23 protein-coding genes and 3 tRNA genes are annotated in these 21,958 nt (G+C 38.8%); 9 read left to right on the forward strand and 17 right to left on the reverse strand.

The genetic code is table 11. The annotated features are described in order from the left end of the window. Positions 1-10 precede the first annotated feature (10 nt). The 4 genes from HYG93_RS09000 to HYG93_RS09015 form a co-directional block, all read right to left on the reverse strand. Entirely contained in the window at positions 11-226 is a 216-nt protein-coding gene (locus tag HYG93_RS09000) for a molybdopterin-binding protein (RefSeq protein ID WP_106985287.1), read from the reverse strand. Between the two features lie 102 nt (positions 227-328). Next, positions 329-1,033 (reverse strand): Crp/Fnr family transcriptional regulator, encoded by a 705-nt coding sequence (locus HYG93_RS09005; protein WP_120365957.1) that lies wholly within the window; start codon positions 1,031-1,033, stop codon positions 329-331. A 120-nt stretch (positions 1,034-1,153) separates the two neighbouring features. Beyond that, the gene (locus tag HYG93_RS09010) at positions 1,154-2,095 is read right to left on the reverse strand and encodes a TauD/TfdA family dioxygenase (protein WP_106985285.1); all 942 of its coding nucleotides are present in this window, start codon (positions 2,093-2,095) and stop codon (positions 1,154-1,156) included. A 219-nt stretch (positions 2,096-2,314) separates the two neighbouring features. Beyond that, positions 2,315-3,151: an SDR family oxidoreductase gene (locus tag HYG93_RS09015; protein WP_106985284.1), complete on the reverse strand. Its 837-nt coding sequence runs from the start codon at positions 3,149-3,151 to the stop codon at positions 2,315-2,317. 214 nt (positions 3,152-3,365) lie between these two features. Here HYG93_RS09015 and HYG93_RS09020 point away from each other — a divergent pair, with 214 nt between their 5' ends. The 3 genes from HYG93_RS09020 to phoR all read left to right on the forward strand — a co-directional run bounded on the left by HYG93_RS09020 (position 3,366) and on the right by phoR (position 6,371). Beyond that, positions 3,366-4,073: a TetR/AcrR family transcriptional regulator gene (locus tag HYG93_RS09020; RefSeq protein ID WP_120365965.1), complete on the forward strand. Its 708-nt coding sequence runs from the start codon at positions 3,366-3,368 to the stop codon at positions 4,071-4,073. Positions 4,074-4,292: 219 nt separating this feature from the next. Beyond that, positions 4,293-5,003, forward strand: coding sequence for a phosphate regulon transcriptional regulator PhoB (gene phoB / locus HYG93_RS09025; protein ID WP_106985283.1), 711 nt, complete (start codon positions 4,293-4,295; stop codon positions 5,001-5,003). Between the two features lie 9 nt (positions 5,004-5,012). Continuing rightward, positions 5,013-6,371, forward strand: a complete 1,359-nt coding sequence (gene phoR / locus HYG93_RS09030; RefSeq protein ID WP_178962379.1) for a phosphate regulon sensor histidine kinase PhoR — start codon at positions 5,013-5,015, stop codon at positions 6,369-6,371. Between the two features lie 83 nt (positions 6,372-6,454). Here phoR and HYG93_RS09035 read toward each other — a convergent pair whose 3' ends face one another. The 3 genes from HYG93_RS09035 to HYG93_RS09045 all read right to left on the reverse strand — a co-directional run bounded on the left by HYG93_RS09035 (position 6,455) and on the right by HYG93_RS09045 (position 8,637). Continuing rightward, complete coding sequence (locus HYG93_RS09035; protein ID WP_120365959.1) at positions 6,455-7,117, reverse strand: glutathione S-transferase family protein; 663 nt, start codon at positions 7,115-7,117, stop codon at positions 6,455-6,457. A 97-nt stretch (positions 7,118-7,214) separates the two neighbouring features. Next, positions 7,215-7,613 carry an OsmC family protein gene (locus tag HYG93_RS09040; protein WP_120365960.1) on the reverse strand — a complete coding sequence of 133 codons (399 nt, stop codon included), beginning with the start codon at positions 7,611-7,613 and terminating at the stop codon, positions 7,215-7,217. Between the two features lie 76 nt (positions 7,614-7,689). After that, positions 7,690-8,637, reverse strand: coding sequence for a pirin family protein (locus tag HYG93_RS09045; protein WP_120365961.1), 948 nt, complete (start codon positions 8,635-8,637; stop codon positions 7,690-7,692). Positions 8,638-9,030: 393 nt separating this feature from the next. On the opposite strand from HYG93_RS09045, the gene HYG93_RS09050 reads away from it, so the two are divergent. Together HYG93_RS09050 and HYG93_RS09055 are read left to right on the forward strand one after the other, a co-directional pair. Further along, positions 9,031-10,371: a GGDEF domain-containing protein gene (locus HYG93_RS09050; protein ID WP_117007798.1), complete on the forward strand. Its 1,341-nt coding sequence runs from the start codon at positions 9,031-9,033 to the stop codon at positions 10,369-10,371. An 81-nt stretch (positions 10,372-10,452) separates the two neighbouring features. Further along, complete coding sequence (locus HYG93_RS09055; RefSeq protein WP_117007797.1) at positions 10,453-11,460, forward strand: DNA cytosine methyltransferase; 1,008 nt, start codon at positions 10,453-10,455, stop codon at positions 11,458-11,460. Here HYG93_RS09055 and HYG93_RS09060 read toward each other — a convergent pair. From HYG93_RS09060 to HYG93_RS09080, 5 genes are all read right to left on the reverse strand, one after another. After that, complete coding sequence (locus tag HYG93_RS09060; protein WP_106985277.1) at positions 11,399-12,508, reverse strand: hypothetical protein; 1,110 nt, start codon at positions 12,506-12,508, stop codon at positions 11,399-11,401. The genes HYG93_RS09055 and HYG93_RS09060 overlap by 62 nt on opposite strands. Positions 12,509-12,522: 14 nt before the next feature. After that, positions 12,523-14,292, reverse strand: a complete 1,770-nt coding sequence (locus HYG93_RS09065; RefSeq protein WP_178962381.1) for an McrB family protein — start codon at positions 14,290-14,292, stop codon at positions 12,523-12,525. A 210-nt stretch (positions 14,293-14,502) separates the two neighbouring features. After that, a complete protein-coding gene (gene guaA, locus HYG93_RS09070; RefSeq protein ID WP_117007794.1) occupies positions 14,503-16,071 on the reverse strand; it encodes a glutamine-hydrolyzing GMP synthase in 1,569 nt (522 codons plus the stop codon). A 185-nt stretch (positions 16,072-16,256) separates the two neighbouring features. Further along, on the reverse strand, positions 16,257-16,622 hold the full coding sequence (locus HYG93_RS09075; RefSeq protein ID WP_117007793.1) for a NirD/YgiW/YdeI family stress tolerance protein: 366 nt from the start codon (positions 16,620-16,622) through the stop codon (positions 16,257-16,259). A 142-nt stretch (positions 16,623-16,764) separates the two neighbouring features. Beyond that, positions 16,765-17,184, reverse strand: a complete 420-nt coding sequence (locus HYG93_RS09080; protein ID WP_117007792.1) for a DoxX family protein — start codon at positions 17,182-17,184, stop codon at positions 16,765-16,767. A gap of 193 nt (positions 17,185-17,377) precedes the next feature. Between HYG93_RS09080 and HYG93_RS09085 the strand changes: the two genes are divergently transcribed. Further along, positions 17,378-18,019: a DedA family protein gene (locus tag HYG93_RS09085; RefSeq protein ID WP_106985272.1), complete on the forward strand. Its 642-nt coding sequence runs from the start codon at positions 17,378-17,380 to the stop codon at positions 18,017-18,019. 11 nt (positions 18,020-18,030) lie between these two features. Here HYG93_RS09085 and HYG93_RS09090 read toward each other — a convergent pair whose 3' ends face one another. From HYG93_RS09090 to HYG93_RS09110, 5 genes are all read right to left on the reverse strand, one after another. Next, a complete protein-coding gene (locus HYG93_RS09090; protein WP_106985334.1) occupies positions 18,031-18,627 on the reverse strand; it encodes a LysE family translocator in 597 nt (198 codons plus the stop codon). A gap of 330 nt (positions 18,628-18,957) precedes the next feature. Continuing rightward, positions 18,958-19,353, reverse strand: coding sequence for a hypothetical protein (locus HYG93_RS09095; RefSeq protein WP_106985271.1), 396 nt, complete (start codon positions 19,351-19,353; stop codon positions 18,958-18,960). 12 nt (positions 19,354-19,365) lie between these two features. Next, positions 19,366-20,202 carry a ParA family protein gene (locus tag HYG93_RS09100; protein ID WP_106985270.1) on the reverse strand — a complete coding sequence of 279 codons (837 nt, stop codon included), beginning with the start codon at positions 20,200-20,202 and terminating at the stop codon, positions 19,366-19,368. An 89-nt stretch (positions 20,203-20,291) separates the two neighbouring features. Beyond that, positions 20,292-20,684, reverse strand: a complete 393-nt coding sequence (locus HYG93_RS09105; protein ID WP_106985269.1) for a SirB2 family protein — start codon at positions 20,682-20,684, stop codon at positions 20,292-20,294. A 6-nt stretch (positions 20,685-20,690) separates the two neighbouring features. Beyond that, complete coding sequence (locus HYG93_RS09110; RefSeq protein ID WP_106985333.1) at positions 20,691-21,002, reverse strand: BolA family transcriptional regulator; 312 nt, start codon at positions 21,000-21,002, stop codon at positions 20,691-20,693. Positions 21,003-21,205: 203 nt separating this feature from the next. On the opposite strand from HYG93_RS09110, the gene HYG93_RS09115 reads away from it, so the two are divergent. The 3 genes from HYG93_RS09115 to HYG93_RS09125 all read left to right on the forward strand — a co-directional run bounded on the left by HYG93_RS09115 (position 21,206) and on the right by HYG93_RS09125 (position 21,523). Beyond that, a tRNA-Gly gene (locus HYG93_RS09115) sits at positions 21,206-21,278 on the forward strand. A gap of 47 nt (positions 21,279-21,325) precedes the next feature. Then, positions 21,326-21,401 (forward strand) — tRNA-Gly (locus HYG93_RS09120). A 46-nt stretch (positions 21,402-21,447) separates the two neighbouring features. Continuing rightward, positions 21,448-21,523, forward strand: a tRNA-Gly gene (locus HYG93_RS09125). The last annotated feature ends 435 nt before the right edge of the window (positions 21,524-21,958 follow it).

Raw genomic sequence — 21,958 nt, forward strand, 5'->3', positions numbered from 1 at the left:
CGATGTTCACCTACAGTTTCGCAAGTGACACATCGGTCGACTTAATCAGCACAATCACTTGGCTACCGACTTGAAGATCTAATTCCGCGACAGAGCGCGTGGTAATTACTGAAGTAAACACACCCGATGCGGTCACCACATCGACTTCAGAAACGACATCTCCTTTTACAATTTCTTGAATCGTCCCTTTAATTTGGTTACGCACATTAATGGATTGAATAGTCATTTTAAATTCCTGTTGTTTTAGTTGGAATTTAATATGACCGATTTATTAAATAATAAAAAATAATTAAAATTGATTTTTATATCTTATTTTATAAAATATAAACTAAATCCAATTTACCTGTGATTTTAAATAACCATCATCTTTCACAATAATATTTTCATACTGCCAAAAAATCACCCCACGCTCAGAAAGTTGTTTAATTTCTTTATTAATCGTTTGCCGAGAAGAAGACAATAAATCGGCCAAATCGTGTTGCGATATTTTTAATTGAATTTCGGTGCCTAAGCGATGCGCCGTACCATACTGCTGCGACAGATCAATGATGATCTTACATACTTTTTGATGTAAATTAGCAACTTGCAAAAACTTCATTTGCTCTAGTAATTGTTGCATGCGCACGCTAATGATGCTCAAAGCATCATGCATTAAGTTATTGTTATTTTTAATTTCTTGTTCAAAAAATGCCATTGGAATTTGCAATACTTTCACCTGATTAAAAGCATAAAAATTATAATCAATGGCTTGCTGATTGATGCATACCGCCAAATTCATAGGGCTTTTTTCAGAGAAATAATTAAAGGCGTGAAAACGCCCCAATGGGCTTAAATATCCAATTTGGATAATCCCATCGAGTAAAATATAAATTGATTCTTTGCAGTTTTCTTTATTTAAAATTAAATCGCCTTTTTGATATCTCTTAATCACTGAATGTCGATTTATTTCATCAATTTTATATTCAGATAATGTTTTGAAATTATTTTTTAAAACATTATTTTTAATATTTTTATTTAAATCAGAATTAAGCATAAATTAATCCATCCAATATATTTTTATTCTATATTAGATGGATAACTTAAGCTTAGCGAATCACTAATTCTGTATTGTTTTGCATATTAAATGCAAAGTTTTACATGACAACAGCTTTCTTTATGAAGCTTTTTCATAAATACCGTTTTCACTGCTATAGCGCAGATTTGAAATATCTTCTTTCACGTCTTTACGCAGCACTTTACTTGGCTGGCCATCTACACCTACTGGCGTATCCCCTTCTAAAGTGACACGGCGCACCACACGATGCTGATCGCCATAATCATTAATTGCACGGTGCTGTGTTGCACGGTTATCCCAAATGGCAATATCACCTGCATCCCAACGCCAGCTCACAATATTTTCTAATTTTTCCACATAGCTTTGGAACAAATCATATAAACGACGCGATTCAGACGAACTATAGCCAACAAAGTTTTTAAAGAAACTGCCTAGCAATAGGGTTTTTTCACCTGTTTCAGGATGCACACGTACCAAAGGGTGCTCTGTTTCATATTCTGTCGAATTGAAATAGTTTTTATAACGTGCCAGTACTTCTGGTGGAATGCTGGCTTTTGCTGCATAGTCATAGCTATTACTATGCACCGTTCGTAAACTATCCGCTAAAATTTTCAGCTCAGCTGGCAAATCATCATAAGCGGTCGATGTATTGGCCCATACCGTATTGCCACCCACCTCAGGTGCGACCACACTACGTAAAATTGATGCTTTTGGATAAGCTTCAATAAAGCTGATGTCTGTATGCCATGCATCGGCACGTGCACCACGTGAATCAATTTCTAAAATATGTGCAGAACCATCTTTTACTGGCACAGTCGGATGATTGAGTGGCGTCCCCAAACGCGCTGCAAATGCTTCTTGTGACGCGTCATCTAAATGCTGTTGGCCTTTAAAGAAAATTGCTTTATGTTGCAGTAAAGCCTGATTAATTTCGTGCACAACGGCATCTTCAAGATCAGCCGAAAGTGTCACGCCTTCAATCACCGCGCCTATACGCCCATTAATGGGTTTAACTTGAATGTGTTGAAATTGGTAGCCCATGATCAGTTCCTCATTTATTAAAATTGTTAAGACTGCTTGTCTGTGAACTCATCATGAACAGTTTGCTTATTCCAATCTGTCAATTTTTTGACATTCTTATACTCGATTTCAGATAACTAAATTCCTGTACTGCGAAAGTGGCTACATTTATACCCTCTTTAAAAACCCAAAAGCCCTGCAATTGCAGGGCTTTTATACAACATAGACTGAAAACTGGGCTTATTTACCCTTGCCTATTTTGGTCGCCAAAGCGGTAATTTTTTGGTATCCCGTTGGTAAAATACGTTGAATTAAATCTAATGTTTTTGCATCGTTACCAATCAATAAACGACGTTTGTCTTTTTGCACGGCTTCTAAAATTTGACGCGCAGCTTCTTCAGGCGGGCAGCGCAATAATTTATTAAAAGATTTTGCAGACTTTTCAGGATTCATGCCCAAGCTCTTCAAACTGTCATTCATCTTGGCTGCATTGGCGATATTGGTACGAATACCCCCTGGATGTACACACAACGCGCTCACGCCACTATTTTCCATATCCAACTCTTGACGCAATGACTCAGTAAAACCACGCACTGCAAATTTAGTCGCGTTATATGCTGATTGCGTCGGTTGTGCTGTTAAGCCAAACAAGCTTGAAATATTAATGATGTGACCATCGCCTGTTTTCTTGATCAGCGGTAAAAATTCTTTGGTGCCATACACCACGCCCCAGAAGTTGATGTCTACAATCCATTCAAGTTCTTCATAACTCGCACCTTCAACGGTCGAGCCTAAAGCCACGCCTGCATTATTAAAAATCATGTTGACTGATCCATGATTTTGCACGGTGTCTTGTGCCCAAGCACGAACTTCATCCAGTTTAGCCACATTCACTTTTTTGGTGGTTACACGCACATTGCTGTCTTTAATTAATTCAAGTGTTGTTGCCAAGCCTTGCTCATTCACATCACTTAATGAAAGATGACAGCCCTGCTTTGCCAATAAAACTGCCAGTTGTTGCCCAATACCAGAACCTGCGCCTGTAATTGCTGCCACTTTGTTTTTAAAATTTTTCATGTGTTGTCCTTTTTTTCGTGCATGCGCATAACATGATGGGCCGAATGGCCTGATCTGTACCAATTTAAATTCAATATAGTTTTGACAATTTATATTGTCAATATCATATTGGGACGCGATAGACATTCAGATTGTAAACACCAGACCATAGGTCAAATGCCAATTTGTTGTTAAGATAGCGCCAGAATAGATTGAAAATGGGCGCATGTGGCCGATGACTGAAACAGAAAAACGGGTAGCAACACCAACCATAAAAAAGACCAAAGAACGTCAATTTAAAGGCCTATCCCTATCCGAACGCAAGCAACAGCGCCGTGAAAAACTGATTGAAGCTGGAATTGAAGCCTATGGTACACAGGGCTTTTTTTCAGTGACGGTCAAAGACATTTGTAATGAAGCCAAGCTGACTGAACGCTATTTTTATGAGTCATTTAAAAAAAGTGAAAATCTATTTCAAACTATTTTTTTACAATTGATCGATCAACTACAACAAAACGTTATGCAAGCGATTGTTCAGGCCTCCGCTGATCCCAAAAAAATGATCGAATCTGGACTGACTGCACTATTAACTACACTCAAAAATGATCCACGTATGGCACGTATTATTTATATCGACGCCATGTTGGTGCAAGAACTCCACAACCAAGCCACCATTCATGAAACCATGGCGCGCTTTGACCAAATGATTCAAGCCTTTGTGATGCTGAGCATGCCACATATTAAAAAAACTGAGGACGAAATTTCCTTAGTGGCCTCAGGCTTAAATGGTTATGTCACACAAATTGCCATTCGCTGGGTCATGAGTGGCTTTAAACAATCGATGGAACAAGTTTTATCATCTTGCAGCATTGTGTTTTTATCTTTATTCGATACTTTCTCTGCCGACAAAGAAGAAAATAGCGCCGAATCCATTGATATTTAAAATATTCGTGTGATTTACAACACCCATTTTTTAGCAAACGATTGCGATACATATCGCGTGAAATCTAGCAAAATTGTATAGAAAATTGTCACAATTCTTTGCAAAAACCAGCATTTTGGGCTTTCCTGCAATGATACTGTCATAATTAATCTTTGTAATAAGCCTGTCATAAATATAAGACGGTCAGCCGTTAACACACATGAAATAGGGTATTGCGCTGTGAAAGATGACTACATTTTAATTGTTGATGATGAACTCCCGATTCGGGAAATGATCCATACCTCTTTGGATATGGCAGGTTTTCAATGTCAGCAAGCTGAAGATGCCCGTCAAGCGCATCAGATGATTGTTGACCAACGTCCTGCACTGATTCTTTTGGATTGGATGATGCCTGGCGGTGTCAGCGGTGTCGACTTATGTCGTCGCTTAAAACGAGATGAAAACCTCTCTGAAATTCCCGTCATTATGCTCACTGCACGCAGTGAAGAAGACCATAAAGTTCAAGGTCTCGATGCAGGTGCAGACGATTACATGACCAAACCATTTTCAACGCGTGAATTGGTCTCACGCATTAAAGCAGTACTGCGTCGCTCGAATGCTTTAGGTGGAGAAAAAACCATTGATGCCAATGGTTTATTATTAGACCCAATGAGCCAGCGTGTAAGCTTTGGCAATAATATTTTAGAAATGGGCCCAACTGAATACCGCTTATTGGCATTTTTCATGACTCATCCAGAGCGCGCCTATACCCGTGCTCAACTTTTAGACCAAGTTTGGGGCGGAAATGTGTATATTGAAGACCGCACCATTGATGTTCATATTCGCCGTTTACGTAAAGTGCTTGAACCGTACAATGCAGACCGTTTTGTACAAACTGTCCGTGGCACAGGCTACCGTTTTTCTACCCGTGCGGATGCTGTTTTAGGTTAATTTAAATATATGTACGAACCCTACCCGGTCCCAGAGCTTGCTCAAGAACACAAAGCGTTTCGCTATAGCAGTCTGTGGACATTTGCCAAGCAAGACATGCGCTTGCTGGCATTTTTTCTGCTTATTGCAGCCTTAATTGGCTTTGGCATCGGATATTTTTGGATTTGTATTTCGCTCGCATTTGCACTGTTTTTTGCCCAGCAAATGCGTTCCTTATATTTAGTCAATGACTGGATTTCAAACCGCCCATACGATGTGCCACCCAACCTTCATGGAATTTGGGGTGCATTGTTGTTTAATGTCTATCGAGCACAGCGCCAAGAACGGATTGTACAAGCCGAAATGGTGGGCTTGATTGATCGTGCTCAATCGTCTTTGGTCGCTTTAGCAGAAGCGGTGGTGTTAATTGATGAAATGCACCAAATTGAATGGTGGAACCCCGCAGCCGAAAAACTATTGGGCATTCAAGGACTCGACCGTGGTCGCAATATTTTGACTATTTTGCGCCAGCCTAGCTTTATTGAATATTTTAATAATTTGGACTTGGCACCCGACGGTCTAAAAATGAAATCTTCGGTACTCGAAGACCATTATGTGCAAGTCAAACTCACCCGCTTTGGTGGGGAAAGTCGTTTACTGGTGGCCTATGACGTCACTCGTATGCACAATCTTGAACAAATGCGTAAAGACTTTGTCGACAATATTTCCCACGAGCTACGAACTCCCCTCACAGTGCTCAGTGGCTATATCGAAACTTTTAATGATCAAGAAGATTTAAATCCGCGTTGGAAGCGTGCCTTAGATTTAATGCAGGCACAAACCCGTCGTATGAATGCGTTGGTCAATGATTTACTGCTGTTATCACGTTTAGAAAACGAAAAGAAAATTGCTAAAAATCAGATTATTGAAATGCCAAGCTTAATGAGCCAGCTGTATGATGATGCGCATGCGTATAACGTCGATTATGGCCATACGCTCAATTTAGACATCGATAGCCACTGCGACTTGATCGGCTCCGACAGTGAACTGTCCAGCGCCTTTAGCAACCTCATTACCAACGCCATTAAGTACACTCCAAAAGGCGGTACGGTGACCATGGGCTGGCATGATGATGGTGAGCATGGTTATTTCACAGTGGAAGATACGGGTATCGGGATTGACCCTAAACACTTACCGCGTTTGACTGAACGTTTCTATCGAGTTGACAGTGCACGTAGCCGTCAAAGTGGTGGCACAGGATTAGGCTTAGCGATTGTAAAACACGTACTGATGCAACATCAGGCCTACCTCGAAATTGAATCTAAAGAAAACCAAGGTTCAATATTTAAAGTGGTGTTTCCCAAAGAACGTCTTTATCACGTTTCTTAATCATTCGGTATCGTATAACACGGGCAGATCTCAACATAAAAAAACGGGCAGATCGCCCATTTTTTATTTCTAAATGTCTACAGTTAAAGCTTACCTGATTGCTCTAAAGCACGTTCTTTTTGTAGTGCACGCTGATACGCTGGGCGCTGTTTTAAGCGCTCAACATAGGCTTGAATTTGAGGATAGCTTCGCCCTGTCCGCTCTTGTAATGCAATCAGCGGAAAGCTCATTTGAATATCGGCAAAGCTAAAATCATCTGCAAAATAATCATGTTGTGCTAAGTGCTGTTCCATAAATTCAATATGTGCAGGCAAACGCGCCCCCACAAAACCCGCTTTTACCCCTTCGCCAATTTTCTTGGCAATCGGTCGAATCGGCCAAGGTACATGTGTCGGCATTTTTTCCATCACCAAAGTCATGACCAATAAAGGCATCAGTGAGCCTTCTGCATAGTGCATCCAATAACGGTACTGTTGCTGTGCACTGAGTTCTGTAGGCTTGAAATTTGAGGCTGTATCAAACTGCGCTTGTACATGCTCTAAAATGACAGCGGATTCCGCAATCACCACGCCATCGTGCTCTAGCACTGGTGCTTTTCCCAAAGGATGGATTTTTTTTAATTCAGGTGAGCCTGAGTAATCGGCCTGCCGAGGATAATATTTTACTTGATAGTCGAGATTCAGCTCTTCCAAAGCCCACAAAATCCGAAATGAACGTGATTTTTCTAAATGATGCAGCCTCAACATTTCACTTACTCCTCTCTCTTTTTTATTGTTAATTAAAGCCGAAAACTGGTTGCACGCACATTGGGTGCAAATACCAGTCTTTTACCCGCCTTCCAGCTTAAAGCAATACGGTGTTGATCTCTACACTACGCAGTAAAGTTTTGGTTACAGGCGTTTTCGAGCTAATGGCCAATACTTTTTGCTGTAACTCTTCACTCAATGGTGTTTGAAAATGCAATTTACGTTCAATCCATTCCTTGCCTTCTTTATTGGCATGAAACTCGGCTTCGACACTAAACTCTCCAAGCTCCAATCCCTTATGCTGTGCATACATACGTAAGGTAATCATGGTGCATGAAATAAGGCCACTACAAATAAAATCATAGGGCGCCAAGCCCGTGTCGCCACCACCAAAAGATTCTGGCTTATCTGTGAGTAAAGTATGTTGAGTACTTGTAATTTGACCAGCCCATGGTGCTGTTAAAGTCTGAACTTTGGCGCTCGCAATTAATCCCATTGTTATTCTCCAGCTGTTTTATTTGTACAAAGCGAAAGGTTCAGCCCATAGGCTGAACCTCAACACAATCAATTCATTATTTTGAAGCACGCATTTTATCTGGGAAGACAGGTGCTTCGAGACGTGGGCCTTCATAGTCTGGAATTGTGCCAAAACGAGCATCGGCATTTATCCATTGTTCACGTGCAAGGCTCAGCTCTTCTTGGGTACGACCAACAAAATTCCACCACAGTAAAATAGGTGATTCAAACGGTTCACCACCCAATAGCAACACACGGCTGTTGGCATGAATTTCAATATCCACATGTTCTAAACCTGGCTCAAGCACCACCATGTTGTCTGCAGTTAATTCATGGCCATTAATGTGTGCCGTGCCTTCCAAAGCCATAAAGCCATATTCAAATTTTGGATTTAATGGCAAACGTGTGCGGCTATTGTCTTTGGCTTCTAAATCAACACCCAAAATCTCTGTATGTACCGCCACAGGCGACTTGGTCTTTAAAAACTCACCCACTAAGACCGTGATCGCAACATCATCATGATGCACAACAGGAAGTTCAGGATAGTGATCAAATTGTGGTGCCATATTGATTTTATCATCAGGCAAAGCAATCCATAACTGTGCGGCATGCATGTGAGTTTCGGTATCGGGCGCCACTTCAGTATGTGAAATGCCGTAGCCTGCTGTCATCAAATTGACCTGACGCGGGCGAATCAACTGCTTCGTTCCTAAACTGTCAGTATGCATCATGGTCCCTTCAATCATCCAAGTGAAGGTCTGTAAGCCAATATGTGGATGTGGCCCAACATCTAAGCCATCGCCTTGTGGAAACACCACTGGGCCAGCATGATCTAAGAAACACCACGCGCCAATCATGCGTTTATGACGACTTGGTAATGCACGCTTAATGACCGTACCTTGTCCAATTTCAGCACGACGTAATGGGAAATTTTGAATAAATTGATTTACATATTTTTCACAATCATCAGAGTGTGAAATTTCATCATAATTGCTATTGCTCATAGTTCTATCCTAAAACTTACCCATTCAGGTTCAAGCGATGGTTGATGTAGCTTATATTAATGACTTATGAATCGCTCAGCTACACTCCCATTAATATGCTGAATTTTATAAATAGGACAATCTTATTTTTGTGACATCACAATCGTCTCTGAGCACAGTTACTCAAGCAAGAAGTACAGCCGTCGCATTCAGTTATTCATATAAAAACATATTTAAATTAATGCTGTATTCGGATTAATGGTCATATTGGCTACTGATTTTTTTCAGTTTTTAGATTAATATTTATGCATATATTGTTAAAAACAAAATATAAATTCCCTATTTCTAGGGATACCTTTTATTTATTATTTTCCATAATAATCAATACATCTTGCCCCACGCAGGAATAATTATATGGTGGCAAAAGCAAGGCCTATGCTGAATGGGGCTTCTCAGCCCTACCCATCAACATTACATTTACTCAAACCAGAAGAACGTAATGCTGAGCATCGCAATGTCATTGAAATGGCGTTGAGGGATAAACACGCGCCTATTCCAGACTGCTTTCGCCGTGCATATTTAGACTATCAATATTATCAACAACGCCATTTTCTGATTCAAGCCAATTACATTGCTCAGCTTGTTTTCTTGCTGTATTACTTTGCCGATATGCTGGTGATTGCAGACATGCAACTGTATTCCGCAGGCTTTCGCTTAGGACTGGCATTTTTTGTAATGAGTGCATGTTTTTATTTAATTCGTGTTCGAAAAAATATTCAAATTGCAGATATGGTACTGCCGATTGGTACAGTGCTCAGTACGGCACTGTGGGTGTATATGTTGCTTCAATCCAATAGCCCGTGGAGCGACAATTACTTATATACCTCGGTAATTTTTGTATTGATTGCCAATATATGTATACAAGTCAGTTTTAAGCCCGCAATTTATTGTTCTATTTTCATTTGCATGATTGCAGGCTTTGGTGCACTTATGCTGATGTCTGCGCCACAAGCCATTATTTTTGCGCTCACCCTTGGTCCGATTTGTCTGTTTAGTCTTTATATTAGCTGGAACAATACGCTCAATGGTCGCCGTACTTTTTTAAGAACCTTATTAGACGAATGGTATCTGAATAATTTAAATGACCTTGCACACACAGATGAGCTGACACAGCTGTATAACCGCCGCCAATTTGTGTATGCCGCCGAGCACAAAATCCATGAATGGCCTACACCGGCAGGCACCTGCTTACTGATGTTTGATGTCGATCATTTTAAAAAAATCAATGATCAGCATGGCCATGATATTGGTGACCAAGTCCTACAGATTATTGCCAATACAGCGCGTAAAGAAATGCGTCATCATGATATTTTGGCACGCTTTGGCGGTGAGGAATTTATTGCACTGATCCCCGAAACACAAATTGACGACTGTTTAATGATTGCAGAGCGAATCCGTCTCAGCATCTCTCAAGCTCAGTTATATTTAAAACCCGATGTTAAACTTAAGTTCACTGTTTCTGTTGGGGTGGCTGAACTCAGATCACCTGAGCAAAGTTTAGATGAGCTCATTAAACAAGCCGATATTGCTCTCTATCAAGCCAAAGCCAACGGTCGAAATTGTATTGTTCGCTATGATGTATCTATGACTGAAAAACCTGATCAAACCCATAGCTTTCCAAATCCTGAAGCGATAGAACGAATTAAAGCATTGAAGAATGCAAAACATAACTTTGAATTAGCCGATACAAAATAAACTCAGGGCTTTTGCTTTATATTTTTAATTTTTTAATTACAATGAATGCAAAATTTTCACAAGTTTGTAATTGAGCTGTTCATGCAATCCGATTTACTCCCAACACCTTTTCTTCAACCAGCAAATCCAAAATTCGAATTTATAGATTTGTTTGCAGGTGTCGGTGGTTTCCGTATGGCATTACAAAATCTTGACGGACGTTGTGTTTTTACTAGTGAATGGAATCAACACGCAAAAGAAACATATTTTCAAAATTATGGTGAATATCCTGAGGGTGACATCACTTTAGACGAAACTAAAGCTAAAATTCCTGAACAATTTGACATTTTATGTGGTGGTTTTCCTTGTCAAGCCTTTTCTATTGCGGGTAATCAAAAAGGGTTTAATGAAACTCGTGGGACCTTATTTTTTGATATTGTCGATATTGCAAAGAAACATCAGCCCCGTGTAATTTTTTTAGAGAATGTTAAAAATTTAGTTTCTCACGATAAAGGCAATACCTTTGAAGTAATTAAAAACACTTTAAAGGAACTAGGTTATGCCGTTTATTTTCAAGTTTTAAATAGTATGATTCATGCCAATGTACCTCAAAATCGTGAACGTATTTTTATTGTGGCATTTCATGAAACTCTAGTTCCTAATCATGCTAATTTTCAATTTCCTGAAGCGATACCATTAACGAAGACGATTCATGATTTTTTAGAAACTGAGAAAGTAGATCAGAAGTATTATTACAAACAAGATCACATGTATTATCCAATATTAAGTGAAAGCATGACTTCTCGAGACACCTTGTATCAGTGGCGTCGTGTATATGTTCGTGAAAATAAAAGTAATGTTTGCCCGACTTTAACAGCAAATATGGGTGCAGGTGGTCATAACGTACCGTTGTTGCTTGATAATAATGGAATCCGTAAACTTACACCAAAAGAGTGCTTTGCGTTTCAAGGCTACCCCGTCAATCAAATGATTTTCCCTGAAAAAATGTCAAATAGTGCATTGTATATGCAAGCAGGAAATTCCGTCACTATGCCATTGATTCAACGAATTGGGGAACAGATTTTGGAAGTTTTAGTTCCTCAAAAATAACATCAATCATTTTAATTAATTGTCGGTGGATATCCGGTATTTTCTGACTTAAATCCACCGTATAAAAATAAAGAGGAACCCCTAACATTTTTACACTCATTTCAAAATTTTCATCAACTAGAGGATAAAGTAGCATTCCAGCATAATGACTATCTGGGTCTGCAATTTTATAGCTCATTGTATAGGTATAAATTTGGCGGATATATTCACTACTAATTTGTCTTTTACCATTCCTTTCATTTTTAAGCATATCTGTAAATTTTGTATCAATAATCAATCCAAAATCTTTCGATTTTGTTTGAATCATCATATCAAGATACATATGTGGAAAGCATTTATAAACACCTCCATAAGGATTTTCTAAATCTAGATCAACTTTAGAACCTTGCTCAGAAATAAACCTATATTTTCCTTTGTCTAGATTTAATTTAAAGAATCCAGCAATCCCCTTTTCAAAGATTTTTCTTATTTTTTCATTCGTTAACATCAATTTTGGCTGTATCGAATCACCAGTTTCTGTAGATAACAATTTCATATCATGTATCAATTTTGATAAATGGATAACGTGTTTACACACATGTTCAAAACTAGAAAAATGATCCCTATCTAAGCGATATTTTGAATTTGCTATCACACCATAACTTTTCAGTTCAAATTGATCCTTCATTAACTGTTTGCGAACTGTTGTCGAAAGATCAAATGTTAAAATTAACTCTAAGGCACTCATCATATAAGCATGACGATTTGTATTGTACGTTGTTTCATTATATGAACAATAAACCCGTCCCTTCGCCAATGACTGACGGATTTCTGTTTGATAAAAATCAATTTTTCCTTTTACTACAGCAAGCTCTTTTGATTTGGCCTTTAACTGTTTTCTTAAATGTTGATGTATATAATCTGACAAATGCTGAGAAAATACTTTTCCTATCAATGCTTCCAAACCGTCCATCTGCTCCAACTGAAATTGATCAGTTAAATTTTGATGTAAGTATTCAGAAGCATACAACATTAAAAACCATAAATTTTGAATAGGAATATTTGGCATAACAACTCCCCTAATTATTCAAAACTTATACTTTGTACTTTTTCTATATCGTCATACCAATATTCTGCCAATAAAGGTTTAATCTCATTTTCCACCACGTTCTGCATCCACAGAAGTTGTTCTGCTTTATCTCCAACTTTGTCAACTGGGACAAAAAAGCTGTGGCCTAACATATAAGCGACGCCATTATTCTTTTCAATGTTTGCATTAACTTCCATCACAAAATCACGTATTTGATCTGAGAAATCTTTTTTAATACCACACTGTTTTTCTAGCCAACTTGCCCAAGCATCATTTAACAATGGCTGTAAAGTAAAGAAGCTAAAACGACGTCTAAATGCAAAATCCATATGATTAAGCGACTTATCTGCTGTATTCATCGTACCGATGATATAAAGATTATCTGGAATATAAACCTTTTCCAGTTCATGCTTCCTATATGTCAAACTAAGTGCATATTGTTCGCTTCGCTTACTATTTTCCAGTAAAGTCAGCATCTCACCAAAAATTACCGATGGGTCGCCACGATTAATTTCATCAAAAATGAACACAAAGCTATGAGCTGGGTATTGTTTTGCTAAATCAATCATTGCTAAAAAAGGTCCATCAACCAATTCCAGCTTACCATCTGAACGTGGACGCCAACCACGAATTAGGTCTTCATAAGAATAATTAGGGTGGAACTGAACATTTTGAATATTTTGCTGATTAGGATACTGAACTATAATTTTAGCTAGTTGCTGTGCTAACCATGTTTTTCCTGTTCCAGGTGGACCTTGTAAAATAATATTTTTCTTCTGCTTTAACTGTAGAAGATAGTTAGATAAAACATTTTCGTCTATGAAACATCCTTTTTCGATTACATGCTTTAACTCATATTTTTCATCTTGTATGAATTGGCCGAAATCAAACTCATCTAAAAATTTTAAATAATTATTATCCCCTAATACAGCTTTAGGAACTCCTTTACTGACATATTCACTAAATGAATTCCAGCTCTCATTCTGTTCATCACCTTCTTTCTTCAAGACTTTAACTGTCTGAATTGATTGCTTAAGATCATTAACATCAATATTAAACAATTTGCTATCAAAAAAAATCTCGTCCCAACTTAAAATGACTTTTTCCTGAATTACTCCATCATATGATTTTTTAAAGTTCTCTGGTTTATTAAACCATTTTACAAACTCACCAACCAATACTTCTCGATCTAATATTTGAGGCACTTTCTCTAAACTTTTTTTAGCATCTTTTAAGTCAGCCTTGTTTAAGCCTAGATCACTTGGAATTAAATCCAATAATTCTTGTGGTAATTCATTTGGATATAGATCATTCACTGCCTGTAGAACGCTAATACCTGACTCAATTTGTCCTAATGCTTGGTTTGGTGAGCTTTTTGTTTCAGGCCCAATACTCGGGCAATCCAATAAGTCAGGATATAAGTAAAAATCTTTTTTCGTAATAACTTTTGGCAAAAAACTGATAATTTTTAAGTGAACAGAATAAGACTTTATTTTTGCCCCCTCTTTATCTTTGTATTCATCAATCGTTTTACCTTCTACTTTTGCAATTGCTTTCAAACCATTTGAATAAGAAAATTCTTTTTTACTTTCATCCCCACTCAAAACGATAAAAACTAAATTATCATTTTCAACCTTATCAAAGAGCCATGTAATACCGGGAATAATGACCTGTTCTTCACCATCTAAAATTTTTCTTATTGAATCCTGATCATTTGTACGTATTGAAAAAAAAGACATAAGCACCCTGTAAAAATTATTCATGTTCTATCAATATTATAGACATAAAAAAGGACGCCTAAGCGTCCTTTTTTATTGAAAGTTAGAGACTAAATTTATAAATCCCTAGCTCCTGCGGGCACAGCCCTTGGCGTAAAAATGGCACGAATAAGTGCTTCGTGAAAGCCCAGCATGCCTCAAGCATAGCTTTCGGCCTAATTTAGGCAAGAAACGTTGTTTCTTGAAACCCCTAAATTACTCCCATTCAATCGTTGCAGGCGGTTTAGACGAAACGTCATAAACAACACGAGAAACTTCAGCAATTTCATTCATGATACGTGTAGAAATCTTGTCTACTAAGTCGTATGGAAGGTGAGCGAAACGCGCTGTCATAAAGTCAACAGTTTCAACTGCACGAAGTGCAATCACCCATGCATAACGGCGACCGTCACCTACTACACCAACTGATTTAACAGGTTGGAATACAGCGAATGCTTGCGCAGTTTTGTCATACCAACCGCTTGCACGAAGCTCTTGCATGAAGATGTCATCAGCTAAACGAAGAATGTCAGCATATTCTTTCTTCACTTCACCCAAGATACGTACGCCAAGGCCTGGACCTGGGAATGGGTGACGGTAAAGCATCTCAAACGGAAGACCTAAAGTTGTACCTAAACGGCGTACTTCGTCTTTGAACAAATCACGGATTGGTTCAACCAATTCAAATGCTAAATCTTCTGGTAAACCACCCACGTTATGGTGTGATTTAATCACGTGCGCTTTACCATTTTTAGTGGCAGCAGATTCAATCACGTCAGGGTAAATTGTACCTTGAGCAAGGAAGTTTACGCCGTCAAGCTTACGTGCTTCTTCAGCAAATACTTCAATGAACTCACGACCAATAATTTTACGTTTTTTCTCAGGATCAACTTCGCCTGCAAGCGCAGTTAAGAAGCGATTTTCAGCATCGGCACGAATCACACGGATACCCATGTTTTTCGCAAACATGTCCATCACTTGTTCGCCTTCGTTCAAACGAAGTAAACCGTTATCTACAAATACACATGTCAATTGATCGCCAATCGCACGGTGTAAAAGTGCAGCCACAACAGATGAGTCAACACCACCTGAAAGACCTAAAAGAACTTTTTGATCGCCAATTTGCGCGCGAAGTTGTTCTACACGTAAATCGATGATGTTTTCAGAATTCCACAAGCTACGGCAACCACAAATACCGTGAACGAAGTTCGACAGTAATTCAGCACCTTTTGCAGTGTGTGTTACTTCTGGGTGGAATTGAATACCGTAGAAACGACGCGCTTCGTCAGACACCATGGCAAATGGGCAACTTGGTGTGCTTGCAGTGACTTGGAAGCCTTCTGGAATGGCAGTCACTTTATCGCCATGACTCATCCAAACCTTAAGCTTGTCTGCAGAATCTTCAAGATCACCAATCAATTTGTCACGAACTTGAATATCTACTTCTGCATAACCAAATTCATGCACATCACCTGGCTCTACTTTACCGCCAAGTTGTTGTGACATGGTTTGAAGGCCATAGCAAATCCCTAGAACAGGAACACCAAGCTCAAACACAACTTGAGGTGCGCGAGGGCTACCATCAACATAAACGCTTTCTGGGCCACCTGATAAGATGATACCGTTTGGATTAAATGCGCGAATGTCTTCTTCAGACATATCAAAAGCATACATTTCAGAATATACGCCAGCTTCACGTACGCGACGTGCAATTAACTGACTATATTGAGAGCCGAAATCCAAAATGAGGATACGATCTTCGGTAATTTGAGTATTGGTAGTCATGACAAACAACTATGAAAGGCTAACGAAGGATTAGCGCGCCATTCTATCATTTTTCTCAGGCTAACGCACATTATTCGGACAAGCTCTAAAAACAAACAATCTCCTTGCATCACACTGCTTTTATGCTGAGACATACCGACAGTCATGATTTGCAAAAAGGTATGCTCAGCAAAGTAAAATTATCTTCAGGTCGCTTTTTCAATTTTTAGGACATGCAAACCTGTAGGCTTATAGCTATGCTTAGCAACTTCAGCATCAATATGCACTTGATCTCCAGCATGTATACCTGCTGCTTTCCAAGTTTTTTCATTCATTTCTAATAAAATTAACCCTGTCCCATCGTTAAATTCATAATTATCTAAATTCAAATGTTTAACCAACGTCCCCGTCAGCTGGACGACATCTGCATTGGCCAAATGTTTAATGTCAGCAACGTGTACCGCATGTTGCTCTGCTTGCTGAGTGGTCTGTATCACATCTTGTTGTGCCAAGGCATGTTCAGATAGAGCCAATGAACCAACAAGCACCCACGCTATTCGATATTTATTCATTATTTTGTCTCTATATTTGTATTTATTTGAAATTCTATCTAAACAAAATTCTGCCCGCTTAGATGTGCCTTTTTGTAAATGTTATACGCAAAATTAAAGCGGTCTTATGACCGCTTTATATAGCAATAAGATACTGATACTATTATGATTTTTCAAATAAAGCATCTAGACTAATTTTGCCTGCACCATGCAGTGCCAAGAAGATAAAACCACCAGACATAGCTAAGTTTTTCATCAAGTTAATGCTGTCTTCTGCACCTGAGTGGAAAATAAGCGCCGTCACTATGCTAAAACCGGCTAAACCCAATGCAACAAGACGTGTTTGTAAGCCCAGTAAAATGGCTATGCCTCCACCCAATTCCATTAAAATAGTCAAAGGTAATAAGCCACCAGGAACACCCATTGCTTCCATATAACCTTGTGTTGCTTGATAAGCCGTTAGCTTACCCCAGCCCGCAATAATAAAAATAAAAGCCAATAGTGCGCGCCCTATTACAGAACTCAATGCACTCACGACAGGATTTTCACTCGCCTGTTTCAGCACAGTATTTGGATTTAACATCTTATTCACCTGATTAAAATCTGTTCATTTGATGTGGCTATGTTATTTTGTTGCCTTTTCGGAATAAACCTGATTTCTAATAACCTTCGTCCTATAAATAGAACAAATTAATGATAAATTAGTCTGTAATTAATACTGACTTTCTATAAGGGTGCTGATAGCATCAAACCACATTTTTATGTGTTGAATATTCATGGAACTTATTGATTTTATATTGCATGTCGATACCCATTTACTCGAATTCATTCGTAATTATGGGGGATGGATTTATGCCATTCTTTTCCTGATTATTTTTGTAGAAACTGGCCTTGTGGTGATGCCGTTTTTACCTGGCGATAGTCTATTATTTGCTGCAGGGGCATTGGCTGCATCTACTGGTGCAATGAATCCTTGGGTATTGTTTATCTTATTGTTTATGGCGGCTGTGTTGGGTGATACGCTAAACTATCATATTGGTAAGTATATTGGCCCACGTGTGTTTGAAATTGAATCGCGTTTTATTAATAAACAGCATTTGATTGCAACACAAAAATTCTTTGAAAAACATGGTGGTAAAACCATTATTTTTGCGCGTTTCATTCCGTTTGCGCGTACCTTTGCACCTTTTGTAGCTGGTGCAGGCAGTATGAATTACAAATTCTTCCTGACTTATAACGTCATTGGTGCGTTCTGCTGGACAGGTTCATTCATTTTATTGGGTTACTTATTTGGCAATATGCCGATTGTAAAAGACAATTTTACTCATCTTATTTTCGGCATCATTATCATCAGTGTTTTACCCGGCATCATTGGTTTTATTCGCCAAAAGCTGAAAAAGTCTAATCCTTCAGCATAAGTGCTTGCCCTTTATGCCGAAAAAAATCGCATAATCACTGGGCACATACATAACACCAATAACATGGCCGATCCTTTATATAAAAGATCGGCTTTTATTTGCTTTAAATTTCCCGCCAAAATAGCACGACCAAAAGCCATCCAAAACATCGCAACTGGACAGAGCACTAAGCTAAAAACCGCAAATACCAAAATAAAACTGGTCGGATTGTCCCATGTATTGAGTGGAAAAATCCCGGCAGCAAAAAGCAAAGCCTTTGGATTTTTTAAGGTCGAAAAAAATAATTGATGCGGTCGAATACCATTAAAACGCGCATTATGTTGCTGTAAATGTTTGGCCGTCCATAAATGAAACGCCAGCCAAAACACATAGCCCACGCTAAAAAGATGCAAAATTAAGATTAAATGTGGCCAAGTCGGTGAACTTAGATGAATAAACAAGGCCCACAAATTAATGGCATAAAAATAACCAAAAAACTGTGCAGGAATAAACAGGCTGGTTTTCGCAACACCCTGCTGATGCGCTGAGCTTGCTAGTAAGGCATTCGTCGGTCCTGGTGTCATCAGAACGGCAATCACAGCCAATACAAAAAGCCAACTCTCAATCATAAAACCTAAGAAATTCAACAAAAATCGATCGCCATTATCTGCCAAGATTGACAAAAAACAAGTACGCATCCGATCAAAAAAATGTATTTAAGCCATCACAAAGCGAGACAATGCCCTATTCAAAAATTGAAATGAAGCAGGTGAAGAAAATATCAGAATAATTAAAAGATATTGATTTATAGAAATAATTTAAATTTAAAGCGGGGCTTTTATTTAATACTGAGCTGGCCATAAAGAGGCCAAGAGAATGTAAAGAAAAAGACAAATTTTATTACACTTTTCTCATGCTCAGCCTGTGGCACATGACAGGCCAAGCATCAGATCGAATGATTATTTTGCAGGTGTTGCTGTACGTGGAACCATTGCACAACCTTTAAAATTCGCAGCTTGTAATACCGCTTCTTGCTCCCCTTTTAAACGAGCAATTTCAGTATTTTTGGTATTAGATGATTGACCCATATTCACAGATACACTCGGTCCAATACCCCAGCCACCGCGACTTCCCCAACCACCGCCTAAACCAAGCCCGATCCCCATACCTGTACGTTTTGCTGGTTGTACACCATCATTTAAATGTTGCTGAATTCGGTTGTACTCACTTTGCAATTGGTAGCAACTCAGTGCTTGATACTGCGTTGGTGAGACATAAGTTGGTTTTACCGTCGTTGCACAAGCACCTAAGAGCATTGTACTTGTAACCAAAAGGCTGACATAGATCGCTTTCATTCTGTTCTCAAACTACTTCTTTTCAATTTCATTGAACAATAATTGATAGGCTTGCGTCAATTTATGTTCTGCAGCCAAATGAATCAATGGCTGATTTTTATGATGCGATTCTTTCATAATAATAGACGGTGGCAACATGCTCTCTAAAACAGGTAAACCTTCATCCTTTAATTGCTGTACCACCTCACGCGGTAATTTAGCCTGTGCCTGAAACTGATTGACGACAATGCCTTCAATTTCTAAGCGATCATTATGATCATCTTGAGTTTCAATCACGTTTTCAATCAGGGTTTGTAAGGCACGCTTAGAAAATACATCGCAATCAAAAGGAATTAATACACGATCCGCTGCAATTAAAGCCGATAAAGTAAAAAAGTTAAATGCAGGTGGCGTATCAATAAAGATCCGATCATATTGCCCATTTAGCTGTTGCAATGCATCGCGGAGCTTATAAATTTTATGCTTAGATTCTAATACATGCGCCAAAGCACCTAAACTTGGGCTGGCAGGAATCACGTCTAAATTTTTAAATGGCGATTGATGCACATAGCCTTCAAGACCTTTGGAACGATTTTTTAACAATGAACCAATGGCATTGCCTAATAGGCCTTTACTTTGGGGTGCGCCTAAAACGTCCTCAAAATAATTTTCAATATTTGGCTCAAGTGCAGGTTTGTCTGCCGAATAAGTTGCGTCATCGCCTAACAAATATTGACTCGAGTTGGCTTGTGGGTCTAAGTCAATCACCAAAGTTTTTAGACCTTGATGAGCACTAATGGCTGCCAAATTGACGGTAATACTGGATTTACCGACCCCACCCTTTTGATTAAATACCACGCGCGTCCGCATGTTGTCCCCTCAAATTTTATTATTGATATTCATCGATGGGTCTTAGTTTAACCAAGACCCAATTTGGCTTGCCCAATCATGTCGGACAATTAACCAAAGTTTGGCTTTAAAATCACTAAACCAATAATTGAAACTAAAGATAGCACCGCCAAAAATAGACCTGCACGGCGTTGTACCAATAAGATCTCATCTCCCTTGCGGTATGCTTTACCCAAAGAAGACAACAAAACTAAAAACAACACCACTTTGGCATAAAACCAAGGCTGTACATCAAAGTTTTTCATCCACAATAAAACAATGCCCGTCAATGCAATGAGCGTCATGGCACCATGCTGTAACGCAACAAATAATTTACGTGCTACGGGGTTTGGCTGATTGCCTTGTACCCCTTGGAATAGTGTAAATGCACGTACTAAAACAGCCAAGCACGCCAAGGTTGCGCCACTCATGTGTACAATCTTAATCAGTAAATGTGTATCCATCGTGACTTATTCCGCTTTCGGTGCATGAGCGCATTCTGGGCTCGGTGTAGCTTGTCCTGCCCATTCTTCAGGCAAAAAAGCATGAATTGCCAAAGCATGGATTTTACCTGCACCTAATAAGTCACCTGCAGCGCTATATACTTTTTGGTGGCGCTGGACTAACCGTAAACCACTAAAGGCTTCGCTCACAATGATTGCTTTAAAGTGTGACTCTTTACCTGGGAAATAACCACCATGCCCAGCAGATTCGTTCACCACCTCTAAATGACTTGGCGTTAATTGCTGTAAACGCTCAATCAATTGTTGCTCCAAGTTCAAGACCTGACTCCAAAAATCGAAATTTATCGTTTGAGTATACATGCTTCTTTCGTGGCATTGCGCCAGCGCACAGACGAAAAAAACAGTCTGCGCTGAAAAAAACAGCTTAAAATTGCAAAAATTGATTTTATTTTATGCAAACAACACAAGCTTTTGCATAATTCTATTGACCGAAAAAGGCTTTACTGTATTATACGTGGCATGCGGGAATAGCTCAGTTGGTAGAGCATAACCTTGCCAAGGTTGGGGTCGGGAGTTCGAGTCTCCTTTCCCGCTCAAAATTTTTTCATTCGGTTTTTTATTTAAAAAATTGGATAGACTCCGCGGGAATAGCTCAGTTGGTAGAGCATAACCTTGCCAAGGTTGGGGTCGGGAGTTCGAGTCTCCTTTCCCGCTCCAAATTTTTTTCGATTCAGTTTTTTAGTAAAAAAACAGGATAGACTCCGCGGGAATAGCTCAGTTGGTAGAGCATAACCTTGCCAAGGTTGGGGTCGGGAGTTCGAGTCTCCTTTCCCGCTCCAGATTCAAAAAAGCCCTGATCGAAAGATTGGGGCTTTTTTATTGTTGATTTTATTATATTTTTTAAAATAAGAAAGCTTTTTAGACTGCTTTCAAATAACGTCTATCCCAACGTCTTCAATTTGCAGGTGACCATAAGTGACCAAAAAGTGCCTTCAATAAATCAAAAAGATAAGAACCCCTTTCTAAAACTGCTTAAAAAATTATTCCACCGAAAATTTCTATGTCATTAGACTTCTATTATTTTCAATTCAATATTTTTACAAGATCAAATAGGATCGTGACCAAATTTGGTCACGCAATAAAACTCTCGACAAATACAGATCATTTTAAGTTTTTAAAATTCAGCCCTACTTAACTCAACATCTACATACTTGTCCCACAATCAAAAATACTCTAAAAAAATAAGGTGACCAAATTTGGTCACCTTAATTTCA

The sequence above is a fragment of the Acinetobacter sp. SwsAc6 genome (genome assembly GCF_013391565.1).
In the GTDB taxonomy this organism is placed as follows: domain Bacteria; phylum Pseudomonadota; class Gammaproteobacteria; order Pseudomonadales; family Moraxellaceae; genus Acinetobacter; species Acinetobacter cumulans.